This is a genomic window from Mesorhizobium sp. M0778 (assembly GCF_040320105.1).
Classification (GTDB): Bacteria; Pseudomonadota; Alphaproteobacteria; order Rhizobiales; family Rhizobiaceae; genus Mesorhizobium.
On the sequence record NZ_JAMYPA010000009.1, the window covers coordinates 114,430 to 127,419 of the forward strand.

Genomic DNA, 12,990 nt, shown 5'->3' on the forward strand with positions numbered 1-12,990 from the left:
CGACAGGAGCAAGGTAATGCCGTCAACCGAACTGCTTGTCGCCTTTTTCGCCACCACGGCGATCTTCGCCTATATCCCCGGTCCGGCGATGCTCTATGCCGCCGCGCAAACCATGGCGCGCGGCCGCTGGTCCGGCCTGATGGCGGCGCTCGGCATCCATCTCGGCGGCTATGTCCATGTCTTCGCCGCCGCTGTCGGCCTGTCGGTGCTTTTCCATGCCGTGCCGGTGCTTTACATGGCGGTCAAGCTGGTCGGTGCACTGTATCTGATCTGGCTCGGTGTTTCGCTGTTTCGCGCCAAGGCCCAAGGCGATGCGGTTTTGCCGGGAATTCAGCCGAAATCCGCCCGCCGCGCCTTTTTCGAGAGCGTTGCCGTCGAGGTGCTCAATCCCAAGACGGCGATTTTCTTCATGGCGTTCCTGCCGCAATTCATCGATGCCTCGGCAGGGTTTCCGGTCTGGCTGCAGTTCGTCGTGCTTGGAACGATCGTCAATTTGATGTTCTCGTCGGCCGACATTGTTTGCGTGATGCTGGCCGGCGCGGTGACCGCCAGGCTGCGGCGCTCGAGCCGGGCGCAACGACTGATGCGGCGCGCCGGCGGTGCGGTGCTCGTCGGGCTGGGCGTGCATGTCGCGTTGCAGAAAAGCTGACGCACCGTCGCGCTGCCGCGATCGGTCGAAGGCCTGCCGTTGCGTTGGCTGGAATTGCGGTATATCGGCATCGCCATGAACGGCCGGCCCTGCCAATCGAATTTCCCTGTCACTGAAATCGGCTCTCCCGCGCGTTGACATGATCAAGCTGCCTTCACCCGAACCTCTTCACCGCGCCATCTCGCGCTTCGGCAGCGCCACCGTGCTGGTGGTCGGCGATTTCATCCTCGACCGTTTCGTCAATGGCGTAATCGAGCGCATTTCGCCGGAAGCGCCGATCCCCGTGCTGCACGGGCGCGGCGAAACGCTGGCGATGGGTGGCGCCGGCAATGTCGTCGCCAATATCGTTTCGCTCGGCGCCGCCGCCATACCGGTCTCAGTGATCGGTGCTGACGAGGCCGGCAAGAACCTCATGCGCATGCTCGACGAGTTTGGCGTCGACACCGGCGGGCTGGCGCAGGATGCCGATCGCATGACGTCGTCGAAAAGCCGCTTCAGCGCGCTCAACCAGCAGGTGCTGCGTTTCGACGAAGAGGAAATCAAGCCGCTGGGCGATGCCGAGCGGGCGATGATGGTCGGGCATTTCCGCGACGCGCTGGCGCGCGCCGACATCGTCATCCTGTCCGACTATGGCAAGGGCGTGCTGCTCGACGGCGTCGCCGGCGAGCTGATCTCGATCTGTCGGGAAGCGGGCAAGCCGGTGCTGGTCGATCCGAAGGGCAGCGACTATGCGCGTTATGCCGGCGCGACGGCAATCACGCCCAACCGTAAGGAGCTCGGCGAGGCGGTCGGCCGCGCGGTGTTCGCCGACGACGAGATCGAGGCGGCGGCGCGCCAGCTGATTGCGGCGCACGGTTTCGATTTCGTCGTCGCGACGCGCAGCGAAAAGGGCATGAGCGTCATCGGTGCGGACGACGCCCGGCATATCGCCACGCAGGCGCGCGAAGTGTTCGACGTTTCAGGCGCCGGCGACACGGTGATCGCGACGTTTGCACTGGCGCTTGCTGCAGGGGCGGATCGCGTCATGGCCGGATCGATCGCCAACGCCGCCGGCGGCGTTGTCGTCGGCAAGCGCGGCACGGCGCGGCTGACGATCGAGGAACTCACCGGCGCGCTGTTTCGCTCGCATGGTCCGGTTGCCCACAAGGATGCCATCCTCGATGCCGCCGCCGCCGCGCGGCTGGTGGCGGGCTGGAAGGACGAGGGCTTGAGCGTGGGCTTCACCAATGGCTGTTTCGATATCCTGCATGCCGGCCATGTCAGTCTGTTGCACGCGGCGCGCAGCCTGTGCGACCGGCTGGTGCTCGGCCTCAACAGCGATGCCTCGGTGCGCCGGCTGAAAGGGCCGGGGCGCCCGGTCAACGACCAGCATGACCGGGCCTGCGTGCTGGCAGCACTTGCCTCCGTCGACGCCGTCGTCCTCTTCGAGGAGGATACGCCGCTTTCGCTGATCGAGGCGCTGAGCCCCGACATACTAGTCAAGGGCGCCGACTATACGGTCGATCAGGTGGTTGGCGCCGATGTCGTGCAGAAGGCCGGCGGGCGCGTCGTGCTGGTCGATCTCGTTGCCGGCAAGAGCACGACCGGCACCATCGGCAGATTGCGCGCCGGGAACTGAGGATTTCATGTCCGAACTGAACGATTACCTGGCCCGCTCGGCGGCCGCGATTTTGGCGATGGTCGAGCGCGACCTGACCAGCGAGATGGAGCGGGCGGTCAGCGCCGTCGTCGCCGCGCTTTCGCAGGGCAAGGCGTTGCTGATCGCCGGTAATGGCGGCTCGGCCAGCGATGCCATCCACATTGCCGGCGAGCTGGTCGGCCGCTTCCTCAGGGAGCGCAAGGCCTACAACGTCATCGCGCTGCCCGCCAATGCGGCGGTGCTGACAGCCTGGGGGAACGACTACGGCTTCGACACGGTGTTTGCGCGCCAGGTCGAGGCGCATGGCTCGGCGGGCGCCGTGCTGCTCGCCATCTCGACCAGCGGCAATTCGCCAAGCATTCTCGCCGCCGCCCAGCAGGCGCGCATGATGGGCATGACGGTCATCAGCCTGACCGGCGACACCGGCGGCAAGCTGAAGCCGCTATCCGACATCCTGCTCAACGTACCCTCGACCTCGACGCCGATCATCCAGCAGGGGCATTTGTGCCTCTACCACCATCTCTGCGAAATGGTCGAAACGCGCCTCTGCGACGCGGGGTGATTGGGTATTCGATTAGGCGCCAGCGCTGAAGCTGCCGATCTCCCCCCTTGTGGGGGAGATGCCCGGCAGGGCAGAGGGGGGCGCTGTCCCGCCGACCTGTCGATGGATTTTCAATCATGCCCTCAGACATGTTATCGGCTGGTCGCAGGTGAACGAGGTTGGCGTTCCTTCACGCCCCCCTCTGTCCTGCCGGACATCTCCCCACGAGGGGGGAGATTGGATGTAGCCTCGGTTTTCGCCAATCTTCAACGCTGAAGACAATTTTGTTCTTGCTTTGTGCCGGCAGCTATGCTACTAATTTGGGTATGGTGATGATTTCCACCACCGACCCGCCCGCCGAGGCGGGTTTTTTGTTTCCGGGTTTTTGTTTCGCAGGCGCTTTGCCTGGTCTCTCAAGCTGAAAGTGCCACCAGCCCTTTGTCCTTGACCCGGCGGATGGTCAGCGCGGTTCGCACCGTATCGACCGAGGCGCTTGGGTCAGAGCACAATTAGTTGGCTTCTGCCAATGTCGCGAAGTTTAGGATTTTTGCGTCATCCAGCGGCGAAAAAGCCGGCCATCTATGATGAGCAGGCTTGCAATGATCGATGTCATCCCCGCGAACTCGAACGGCTCCAGCCTTTCCCCGAGAAACACTGTGCCAAGCAGGATCGCGCTGGCAGGCACCAGAAGCGTCACGAGGGAAGCGTTTGTCGCTCCGGCCGAGGCGATCAGGTTGAAATAGAGGATGAATGCCAGCGCCGTCGTGAAGACCGCAAGAACAGCCACTGCCGCCCATATGGGGACGCTTGACGTCACGATCGCCGCCGGACTGTAGAGAAGGAAAACGATCGGCAACATGACTATGGTGGAGGCAGTGAGTTGGCCGGTCGCCACCACCGATGGCTTCATGTTCTTGAATCGCTTGGCGTAGACGACGCCGAAGCCGTATGAGATGGCCGCCCCGATCACGGCGAGCTTCGCCCAGGCAGGGCCACCAAGATTGGACAGCAGCCCGGGGCCGATCATGATGGCGGCTCCGGCGATTCCGAGCCCCACTCCCGCCAGCTTGGTCGCCGACAATTTCTCATCCGCCGTCAGCAGGTTTGCAACGAGGATCGTCCACAGAGGTGTTGTTGCATAGAAGATAGAGGCAAGACCCGCACCAATCTCGGTTTGTCCTGTGAAGATCAGGGAGAACGGAATCACGTTGTTGAGCAAAGCCAGGCACAGGAAGGGGCCGGGCCTCGCCAGTGCGGGAGCGAAAGAAATGCCGCGCGTCCTCAGCCATAAATGCAGGACGAAGGCGGCGATCGACACCCGATAAAGGACAAGGGCCAGTGGCGGAATCTCGGCTACCGCGATGCGCGCGAAGAAGAAGGTGCCGCCCCACAGAAAACCCAGAAGCAGCAACTGCCCCCAGTCGCTTGCCGACATTGAGCGTGTCGGTGCTGTCGTGCTCAACGCTTCGCCTGTCTAATTTCGGAGTGTAAGTGCAGACGATAATACGAATTAAACTGGCGATTATATTGGAAGTTTTGCCTAAATCGACCAGATTTATTAGAATATTAATATTGGAATTAATATTCTAAAGTGTTTTAGAATTCCTATTGTCGAATATCAAAGCTTCCGTTGCTGCGGTCCCGATCAGGCGTTGAACGCCACTAGCCCTTCATCCTTGACCCGGCGGATGGTCAGCGCGGTTCGCACCGTATCGACATTGGCTGCCGAGGCCAGTTCCTCGATGACAAAGGTCTGGAAGGTGCCGAGGTCGCTCGCCACGCAATGCAGCAGGAAGTCGGACTCGCCCGACACCATCCAGGCATCGCGCACGATCGGCCAGCCGCGGGTGCGCTCGGCGAAGGTCTTGAGCTCGGCGTCGGCCTGGTGATGCAGGCCGATCAGGCAGAAGGCGACGACGTCGAGGCCGAGCGCCGGCGCGTTGAGCAAGGCGCGGTAGCCGCGGATGATGCCGGCTTCTTCCAGCCGCCTGACGCGGCGCAGGCATGGCGGCGCCGAAATGCCGACCCGGCTCGACAGTTCGACATTGGTCATGCGCCCGTCCTGCTGAAGCTCGCGCAGGATCTTCCAGTCGATGGCATCGAGATCGGCCTTGATCGGCATGGCGGCTTCCGTGCGGGCTTCCGTGGTGACGCGAAAGAATCTTTCGCGACTTTGTAGTTAAACGACTTTGCTGTCTATTCCATCCGGTGGATCGAGGATTTTCGCATCATCTTGCTACCGGTTGCTTGTCGCCGTCGCCGGTGCGGAAGCTTTCCGGGGACGAACGGCAACTTGCCTTGCTGGCGTCGCAGGCAACACTTACATTACGCGCAACAATCGACGAGAGTTCATGCCACAATCCATGGCTGCTCCCCCGCAGAGGCTTTTCATGATCACCAAGCACGCGCCTGTTCTCATCATCGGCTCCGGCCCTGCCGGCTATACGGCGGCGATCTATGCCGCCCGCGCCATGCTCAAGCCAATGCTGGTCGCCGGCCTGCAGCAGGGCGGGCAACTGATGATCACCACCGATGTCGAAAACTATCCGGGCTTCGCCGACCCGATCCAGGGCCCATGGCTGATGAGCGAAATGCTCAAGCAGGCCGAGCATGTCGGCACCGACATCGTCAACGACATCATCACCGAGGTCGACCTCAATGTGCGGCCGTTCCGCGCCAAGGGCGATTCCGGTACGACCTATACCGCCGACGCGCTGATCATCGCCACCGGCGCGCAGGCGAAGTGGCTGGGCATCCCGAGCGAACACACCTTCATGGGCTTTGGCGTCTCGGCCTGCGCCACCTGCGACGGCTTCTTCTATCGCGGCAAGGATGTCGCGGTGATCGGCGGCGGCAATTCGGCGGTGGAGGAAGCGCTCTATCTCTCCAACCTGGCCAAGAGCGTCACCGTCATCCACAGGCGCAGCGATTTCCGCGCCGAGCGCATCCTGCGCGAGCGGCTGCTGCAGAAGGACAATGTCCGCGTCATCTGGGATACGGTCGTCGACGAGATCACTGGCCGGCCCGGCAAGGCGCCGATGCCGCCTTCGGTCGAAGGGCTGAAGCTGCGCAATGTGGTGACCGGGCAGGAGATGCATCTCGTGGTCGACGGCGTGTTTGTGGCGATCGGCCACGCACCGGCGGTCGAGCTGTTTGCCGGCAAGCTGAAGCAGAAGCCGAACGGTTATCTGTGGACGGCACCGGATTCGACCCGCACCGACATGCCGGGCGTGTTCGCCGCCGGCGACGTGACCGACGATATCTACCGCCAGGCGGTGACGGCGGCCGGGCTTGGCTGCATGGCCGCGCTCGAGGCGGAAAAATATCTGGCGGGGATCGAGGTTCACCGCGAAGCGGCGGAGTGATTGTTGAATAAGCGGCTGAGAAAAGCCGCGCAAAAGCCTGATTTTTCATTCAGACGCCAAAACAGGCGGACGCCAGAAAACAGGACGAGGGGAAATCATGGCGTTGGATTGGGACAAGCTACGCGTGTTTCACGCCGCAGCAGAAGCGGGGTCGTTCACCCATGCCGCGGAAACACTGCATTTGTCGCAATCGGCGATCTCGCGGCAGGTCAGCGCGCTCGAGCATGACGTCGGCGTGCCGCTGTTCAATCGCCACGCCCGCGGCCTGGTTCTGACCGAACAGGGCGAGATGCTGTTCCGCACGGCGCACGACGTGCTGATGAAGCTCGAAACCATCAAGTCGCGGCTGACCGAGACCAAGGACCGGCCCTCCGGCGTGCTCAGGGTGACGACCACGGTCGGCCTCGGCGCCGGCTGGCTGACCGAGCGCGTGCAGGAATTCATCGAGCTCTATCCCGAGGTCAGCCTGCAGCTTATCCTCGCCAATGAGGAGCTCGACCTCACAATGCGCCAGGCCGATTGCGCCATCCGGCTGCGCCAGCCGCAGCAGCCCGACCTCATCCAGCGCCGCCTGTTCACCGTGCATTTCCATCTCTACGCGGCGCCCTCCTATGTGAACAAATACGGCAAGCCGAATTCGATCGCCGAGCTGAAGGCCCATCGCATCGTCACCTTCGGCGTGCCGGTGCCGGCGCATTTGTCGGAACTGAACTGGCTGGAAACGGTCGGCGATTTCGAAGGCGGGCAAAGGGTACCGACGCTGCAGATCAATGACATCCTGTCGATCAAACGGGCGGTGCAGGGCGGCGCCGGCATCGCCATGCTGCCGGATTACGTGGTCAGCAAGGATTCCGGGCTGGTGCAGTTGCTGCCCGAGACCGAGGTGCCGTCCTTCGACACCTATTTCGCCTATCCCGACGCGATGAAGAACCAGGCGAAGCTGCATGTCTTCCGCGATTTCATCATCGCCAAGGCGCGCAGCTGGTCGTTTTAGTTTCTAGTGCAGCTCGTCGACTTTTTCCGAGCAGCGCCGGCGATTGGCGAAAGCTTCGGTGAAAGCGTCATTCTCCCCGTATAGTGACGGGGAGAAGGGGGCCGTATCGCCGGTTTCGCTAATTGTCGGCGTCCAGAAATTACCCGCGCCAAGGCGTCAGGCGGGGCAGCCAACCGGGCACGGCGCAGCGGTAGGCTTCGTATTCGGCGCCGTAGCGGCGGGCAAGCGTCGGTTCCTCATATAGTTTCACGAAGGAGATCATGGCGGCCGCGGCGATGACTAGATAGGCGGCGACCGCCCAGCTCGAAAACAGCAGTGCCTGGCCGAGGATGATCGACAGCACAGCGACATACATCGGGTTGCGCACATGGCGGTAGATGCCGCCGACCACCAGCCTTTCGGTCGGCGCGACCGGGGCTGGCGTACCCAGGCCCTCCAGGGCAAAACGGGCAAAGGCGTGCAGCAGTATGGCTGTGCCGGCGATAACCAGCAGCCAGCCCACAAGAACGAAACCGGGCAGTCTCGACCAGGGCAGGCGATAGCGGTCGGTCAGCAGCCAAGGCAGCAGTCCGGCGACCACGCCGGGCGCTACAGCAAGGAAGATGACGCTGCCGGCGATCGCCGAAGCGGGCCGCATGGAGGTCTCCTTACCTAGAGCCTGTTCCATCCCGATGAAATCGGGATGGGCTCTATCTTCCTGTTCGACCGGGATCATGCTCTAAGGCGCGCCCTTGAACGGTTTCCTGCAACGCTCCTCAGGTCTTGTTCTTATTCATGCATCACAAACCGCTGCACCCTCGGGTCAAGTCCGAGGCGGGCTTTTGGGCGACATGCACCCAGCAAGGTCTGGCTGCCGAAAAAACAAACGCGTGCTGCACGATTCCACGTCATCCTGCGTTTTTCGACTTTCCGAGCAAGAATCGCTGCCGATTCGCGGCTGCAGATCGATTTTTGCCTTGCCGCAGGCTGCATTTCAGCGATTCAACTGGTCCTATTGCGCTTCGGGCCGGATTGGACCACAGCCGGCGCCTTTTTGCATGTGTGTGTTGCAAAATAGATGCTTGTTTCTTGGGCATGAAGAGCACATATATAGATCATCTCCTGAGCGCGTTCTCCTCCCATTAGCGCTCTCGAGTGTTCCCCTCTGGAGGTTAGCCTTAACAGGCACTTCCAATCAAACTCAGCCGGGTCTTCATTGATCCGGCTTTTTTGTTGCCCGAAACCAACACATCGCCAGAAAATCGGCCGGAACTGGCGCGTAACAGTGACATGTAACCTCGGGTAACATGCCGCGGGCGCGCCAAATCGATTAAGCAGAGCATAGGACGCGGTGTGGCTCGTCCGGGGGATGGGGGCATCACTCGGACGACCCGGGCTCAGGCGGCTACCGCGTCCGAACCTTCCTCCGCCGCCAGGCACCGGCGGCAAGCATGCGGCGGACCTGCCGTTTCGCCTCCCACGAAGACGGTCCGCAACGAAACGGCGCCCGGATGATCCGGGCGCCGTTTCCTTGTGTTCTGGCCGCAAGCTGTTGTTTCAGGCGGCCTTGCCGTTGGCGTTCAGCGCTTCGTCGGCCAGCCGGCCGGTGAGTTCGGCCATGTGGTCGAAGACGGCCCGGTAGCTGGCGACACCCGCAGTGGCCGAGCGCAGCTCGATGATGAGGTCGCCGATCTCGGCCTGCGGCATGGTCGCCTCAACAACGTCCCATCCGGGCCAATCAGGCCGCGCGTCATAGCCGAGGATCTGGCCGCGCCGCTGCGGGATCAGTGCGATGATCTTCGACGTCGCGTCGGACGGCGTGACGATCTCGACCTTCATCACCGGTTCGAGCAGCACCGGCGAGCACGCGGCCATGCCTTCCTTCATCGCCAGCTTCGCCGCCATCTGGAAGGCCATATCGGAGGAATCGACCGCATGGTAGGAGCCGTCGGAAAGGTTGACGGCAACATCGACGACCGGGAAGCCGAGCGGCCCGGATTTCAGGTAATCGCGCACGCCGGTCTCGACCGACTGGATGTAGGTCTTCGGCACGACGCCGCCGGTGATCGTATCGGTGAACTGGAAGCCTGACCCGCGCGGCAGCGGTTTGATCTCGATCACCACGTCGCCGAACTGGCCGTGGCCACCCGATTGTTTCTTGTGGCGGCCCCGCTGCTGCGTCGCTTTGCGGATCGTCTCGCGGTAGGGCACGGCCGGCACATGGCCTTCGACCGGGATCTGGTTCTTGCCTTCCAGCCGCTCGCGCACGACGCGCAGATGCATCTCGCCATGGCCGGACAGCACGGTTTCGGCCGAATCCTGGTTGTGATGCAGGTTGAGCGAGGGATCTTCCTCGGCCAGGCGCTGGATGGCCGCCGACATCTTGACCTCGTCCTTGCGCTCTTTCGGCCGCAGCGCGAAGGCGAAGACCGGTTGCGGCGGCGCCAGCGTGACCAGCGGCTTGATGCCGCCCTTGGTCGAGCTCAGCGTCTGGCCGGTCCTGACGGCGTCGAGCTTGCCGAGCGCGACCGTGTCGCCGGCCTTGGCCGAAGTCAGCTTGATCTGGTCCTTGCCGAGCATCTTGTAGATGCCGGAGACCTTTGCCGTTTCGCCATTGGAAAGGAACAGCTCGGCGGCGTCGGCGACCTGGCCGGACAGGATGCGCGACACCGATAGCTTGCCGCCATGCGCGGTGTGGACGGTCTTCATCACCTGGACCACGGTGGCGTTGCCATCGGGCGCGCCGAGACGCTGGCGCGTCGCCTCGATGTCGGGTGCGTCGTGACGGATTGTCTTCAACAGGCGCAGCACGCCATTGCCCTTCTCGGCGGTGCCGATCAGCACCGGCGTCACTATGCCGTCGCGCAGGTCGGCGGCAAGATCGTCGAAGATGGCATCCTTTGGCGGTTCGATCTCGTCCAGCAATTGCTCCATCAGCCGGTCGTCATGGTCGGCGAGCGTCTCCAGCATGGAAAAGCGCGCCTCGAGCTCGCGCGCCTTGTCGTCGCTCGGGATCTGCGCGACCTCGCTCTCGGCATATTCGCGGTAGATGTAGGCTCGCTCCAGAGCAAGATCGATCGAGCCGATGACGACGCCGTCCTTGCGCAGCGGGATCTGGCGCAGCAGCAGAGGCACCGAGCTTGCAGGCTGGAGCATCTTCAGCGTGTCGCGCACGCCTGCTATCGCCTTGTCGACCTTGTTCAGGAACAGGATGCGCGGCACGCCGAGATCATCGAGCTTGCGCATGATCAGCTGCAGGGCAGGAATCTTCTTCTCGTCGGCTTCGGCGACGACCACGGCGACGTCGCAGGCGGCCAGCACCGGCTCGGCTTCGAAGGAGAATTCGATGGAACCGGGACAATCGACGAAGGTGAACGGCTCGCCCATGAATTCGGTGGTAGCGAAGGTCGCCTCGACGCTCATCGCATGGGCACGCGCCTCGGGCGAATGATCGGAAACGGTATTTCCCGACGAAGCGGGATTCTGGCGGGGAATGGCGCCTGTACGGGCGAGTATGGCTTCGAGAAGTGTCGTCTTACCGCTTGCGAAGGGACCGACTATGGCAATGCATTTCGGTCCCGTGCGTCGTCCTCCGGCGCGAGTACCCATGGCTGACCTCCACTCAGGCGTTTCCCTGTGAGCGGCGGCCGGCCTGTCGGCCGTCGCGGGCGAGGCTTTTTTCAATTTGCCACCTACCCAAAGGGCATCGTCCCACGGGCAGGCCGGGAGGGCAAGGGATTTGAAGTTGAAGGGATTTGAAGTTGACGTTCGGGTTCAGCCGGTGCCGGCTAGGCGCGACGCCAGCGGGGTTGCGTCCACGCGCTGCACTGCCACCGTCTCGGCAAAGCGCGCGAGCAGCGGATTGAACAGGTCCGCACGTTCCCAGAAAGGCGCATGCCCGGCGCCGGGGACGATTTGGCAATGCTCCCACAGCGAGCCGTAGGCGAGCGTCTCAAAATAGCCGAGCCGGACGAACGGATCGTTCTCGCCATTGACTATGGCGACCGGAAATGCGGCTTGCTCGACCACCTGTCGCTGGTCGGCGCCCTTGCCTGTGAGCATGCCGCGCGTCACCGCGGCGCGCAGCCGGCCGTCGGTGCGCAGGATGGTTTTGCGGAAGGACGGGTCGGCGGTGTCGCCGAAGCAGAGCGTTTCGAAGCGCTCGGCATCGCGTTCGGAATACGTCTTTTTGGACGCCAGCAGCATGTCCCAATGCGCATGGAAGCCGCGCAGCATGCCGAAAGGGCCCTTGGATACCGGCGGCGCGCCGGTTAGCATCAGCCCGCCGACGGCGCGGTGGAAACTCGCGAGCTCGATTGCCACGTGCCCGCCAAGCGACCAGCCGAAGACGACGGCGCGGCCGATCCCCAAGGCATCGAGGAGCTGAGCCGCCGACTGGGCAAGGCCGGCGATGGTGTAGTCCGTCGCCGGATCGCGGGCGTCAGACGATTCGCCATGGCCGGGCAGGTCGAAAGCAATCAATCGATGGGCAGCGGCCAACGGGCTGTCGAACTGGCGGGCGAATACGGCGCGCGAACTGCCCGAGCCGTGGATCAGGACAAGCGGGATGCCTGGTCCCGACGACTGGCTGAGGCGCAAATCCGCTTGCGGCGTGCGGATCGTGCGGTGGGAAACGGCCATAGCTGGTTGGACCTTCGGATTGTCTCGAGGTCAACATCGCATGCCGAGGTCACCATGTTGTTTAGAACGGTGGTTAAGAAATGATTTCTCGGTTTCTGCCGAGTATGATGCAGCGAATCCACCACAGCTAACCCCGGGACCCTGATGATGGAATCCACACTCGACCTTCTCCTCTCGATCAGCAGCATCGCCACGCTCGGCCAATATGCCTGGTCGATGCGCGCGCATTTCCAGTCATCGAGCATGTCTCAAGGCGCCATGATCATTTCGGCCGTCGTGGTCGGCACGGCGCTGTTCTTTCTTGCACTGCTGTGGATCGAGCGGCAGCCGGTTGCAGCGAAGATCGTCGGGCTCGCCATCGAACTGGCAAGCTCGGCGCTTTTCTGGTGGGCGATCTCGGTCTCACGCAAGGCGCGGCTGCGTTTCGCGTTCGATCCGGACAATCCCGACAGCCTGGTGACCGAAGGCCCTTATCTCCATGTCCGCCATCCGTTCTACACGTCCTACATCATCTTCTGGATCGGATGGGGCATCGCGACCTGGTCGGTGTGGGCGGTGGTGCCGGTCGCCGGCATCGTTACGATCTATGTGATCGCGGCCTTGGACGAAGAGCGAAAATTTTCGCGGACAAGGCTGGCCGATGCCTACAACGCCTACCGCACGCGCACCGGCCTGTTCTGGCCTCGCCTTGCCCGTAGCCGGGCAGGACATGCAGCCGGCATCGGACGAAAGTGGTAGGGTCTAAGTCCGCACACCGAGGAATCAAATCGAGGATTGCGACGATGAAGATCATTGCCTGCGGCAGCGTGCCGACGATCGTTGCGCCGGAGACATATTTCACCGGCCGGGTTTTGCAGACGCCGATCATCGAGAAAGAGGCGCCGGCGCGGCTCAGGGCCACGCTGGTCAGCTTCGAGCCCGGCGCCCGCACCCACTGGCACACGCATCCGCTCGGCCAGACGCTCTATGTCACGTCCGGTGCCGGCCTCGCGCAAAGCTGGGGCGGGCCGATCCAGGAGATCAGGGCCGGCGACGTCGTCTCCTTTGCGGCCGGCGAAAAGCACTGGCACGGCGCCGCGGCCAAATCGGCGATGACCCACATCGCCATGCAGGAGGCGCTCGACGGCTTGCATGTCGACTGGCTGGAGAAGGTCAGCGACGAGCAGTATGGCGGCTGAAACG

12 protein-coding genes are annotated in these 12,990 nt (G+C 63.0%); 7 read left to right on the top strand and 5 right to left on the bottom strand.

The genetic code is table 11. The features are described from left to right. Positions 1 to 16: 16 nt before the first annotated feature. The 3 genes from NKI22_RS15180 (at position 17) to NKI22_RS15190 (ending at position 2,850) form a co-directional block, all read left to right on the top strand. Positions 17 to 649: a LysE family translocator gene (locus tag NKI22_RS15180; RefSeq protein ID WP_023719109.1), complete on the top strand. Its 633-nt coding sequence runs from the start codon at positions 17 to 19 to the stop codon at positions 647 to 649. 139 nt (positions 650 to 788) lie between these two features. Continuing rightward, complete coding sequence (rfaE1, locus tag NKI22_RS15185; RefSeq protein ID WP_352815477.1) at positions 789 to 2,267, top strand: D-glycero-beta-D-manno-heptose-7-phosphate kinase; 1,479 nt, start codon at positions 789 to 791, stop codon at positions 2,265 to 2,267. A 7-nt stretch (positions 2,268 to 2,274) separates the two neighbouring features. After that, positions 2,275 to 2,850 carry a D-sedoheptulose-7-phosphate isomerase gene (locus NKI22_RS15190; RefSeq protein ID WP_352791417.1) on the top strand — a complete coding sequence of 192 codons (576 nt, stop codon included), beginning with the start codon at positions 2,275 to 2,277 and terminating at the stop codon, positions 2,848 to 2,850. A 517-nt stretch (positions 2,851 to 3,367) separates the two neighbouring features. On the opposite strand, the gene NKI22_RS15195 is transcribed toward NKI22_RS15190, so the two are convergent. Next, entirely contained in the window at positions 3,368 to 4,264 is an 897-nt protein-coding gene (locus NKI22_RS15195) for a DMT family transporter (protein WP_352815537.1), read from the bottom strand. 210 nt (positions 4,265 to 4,474) lie between these two features. Beyond that, on the bottom strand, positions 4,475 to 4,951 hold the full coding sequence (locus tag NKI22_RS15200) for an Lrp/AsnC family transcriptional regulator (protein ID WP_352815480.1): 477 nt from the start codon (positions 4,949 to 4,951) through the stop codon (positions 4,475 to 4,477). A 268-nt stretch (positions 4,952 to 5,219) separates the two neighbouring features. On the opposite strand from NKI22_RS15200, the gene trxB reads away from it, so the two are divergent. Both trxB and NKI22_RS15210 read left to right on the top strand, forming a co-directional pair. Then, positions 5,220 to 6,194 carry a thioredoxin-disulfide reductase gene (gene trxB, locus NKI22_RS15205; RefSeq protein WP_023719101.1) on the top strand — a complete coding sequence of 325 codons (975 nt, stop codon included), beginning with the start codon at positions 5,220 to 5,222 and terminating at the stop codon, positions 6,192 to 6,194. Positions 6,195 to 6,291: 97 nt separating this feature from the next. Further along, the gene (locus NKI22_RS15210; RefSeq protein ID WP_023719100.1) at positions 6,292 to 7,188 is read left to right on the top strand and encodes a LysR family transcriptional regulator; all 897 of its coding nucleotides are present in this window, start codon (positions 6,292 to 6,294) and stop codon (positions 7,186 to 7,188) included. Between the two features lie 139 nt (positions 7,189 to 7,327). Here the strand turns inward: NKI22_RS15210 and NKI22_RS15215 are convergent, their stop codons facing one another. The 3 genes from NKI22_RS15215 to NKI22_RS15225 form a co-directional block, all read right to left on the bottom strand. Next, positions 7,328 to 7,825 carry a methyltransferase family protein gene (locus NKI22_RS15215; protein ID WP_352815484.1) on the bottom strand — a complete coding sequence of 166 codons (498 nt, stop codon included), beginning with the start codon at positions 7,823 to 7,825 and terminating at the stop codon, positions 7,328 to 7,330. 899 nt (positions 7,826 to 8,724) lie between these two features. After that, positions 8,725 to 10,776: an elongation factor G gene (locus NKI22_RS15220; protein ID WP_352639958.1), complete on the bottom strand. Its 2,052-nt coding sequence runs from the start codon at positions 10,774 to 10,776 to the stop codon at positions 8,725 to 8,727. Between the two features lie 165 nt (positions 10,777 to 10,941). Next, complete coding sequence (locus tag NKI22_RS15225; protein ID WP_023719380.1) at positions 10,942 to 11,808, bottom strand: alpha/beta fold hydrolase; 867 nt, start codon at positions 11,806 to 11,808, stop codon at positions 10,942 to 10,944. Positions 11,809 to 11,952: 144 nt separating this feature from the next. On the opposite strand from NKI22_RS15225, the gene NKI22_RS15230 reads away from it, so the two are divergent. Further along, positions 11,953 to 12,546 carry a methyltransferase family protein gene (locus NKI22_RS15230; protein WP_245278596.1) on the top strand — a complete coding sequence of 198 codons (594 nt, stop codon included), beginning with the start codon at positions 11,953 to 11,955 and terminating at the stop codon, positions 12,544 to 12,546. Positions 12,547 to 12,590: 44 nt separating this feature from the next. Beyond that, positions 12,591 to 12,986, top strand: coding sequence for a (R)-mandelonitrile lyase (locus tag NKI22_RS15235; protein WP_023719378.1), 396 nt, complete (start codon positions 12,591 to 12,593; stop codon positions 12,984 to 12,986). Positions 12,987 to 12,990: the final 4 nt, after the last annotated feature.

Bases quoted from the DNA above. Each gene is read 5' to 3' on its own strand.
- NKI22_RS15195 (WP_352815537.1), bottom strand. From the start codon at position 4,264: ATGTCGGCAAGCGACTGGGGGCAGTTGCTGCTTCTGGGTTTTCTGTGG.
- NKI22_RS15215 (WP_352815484.1), bottom strand. From the start codon at position 7,825: ATGCGGCCCGCTTCGGCGATCGCCGGCAGCGTCATCTTCCTTGCTGTA.
- NKI22_RS15210 (WP_023719100.1), top strand. From the start codon at position 6,292: ATGGCGTTGGATTGGGACAAGCTACGCGTGTTTCACGCCGCAGCAGAA.
- NKI22_RS15225 (WP_023719380.1), bottom strand. From the start codon at position 11,808: ATGGCCGTTTCCCACCGCACGATCCGCACGCCGCAAGCGGATTTGCGC.
- trxB (WP_023719101.1), top strand. From the start codon at position 5,220: ATGATCACCAAGCACGCGCCTGTTCTCATCATCGGCTCCGGCCCTGCC.
- NKI22_RS15230 (WP_245278596.1), top strand. From the start codon at position 11,953: ATGATGGAATCCACACTCGACCTTCTCCTCTCGATCAGCAGCATCGCC.
- NKI22_RS15180 (WP_023719109.1), top strand. From the start codon at position 17: ATGCCGTCAACCGAACTGCTTGTCGCCTTTTTCGCCACCACGGCGATC.
- NKI22_RS15235 (WP_023719378.1), top strand. From the start codon at position 12,591: ATGAAGATCATTGCCTGCGGCAGCGTGCCGACGATCGTTGCGCCGGAG.
- NKI22_RS15200 (WP_352815480.1), bottom strand. From the start codon at position 4,951: ATGCCGATCAAGGCCGATCTCGATGCCATCGACTGGAAGATCCTGCGC.
- NKI22_RS15220 (WP_352639958.1), bottom strand. From the start codon at position 10,776: ATGGGTACTCGCGCCGGAGGACGACGCACGGGACCGAAATGCATTGCC.
- rfaE1 (WP_352815477.1), top strand. From the start codon at position 789: ATGATCAAGCTGCCTTCACCCGAACCTCTTCACCGCGCCATCTCGCGC.
- NKI22_RS15190 (WP_352791417.1), top strand. From the start codon at position 2,275: ATGTCCGAACTGAACGATTACCTGGCCCGCTCGGCGGCCGCGATTTTG.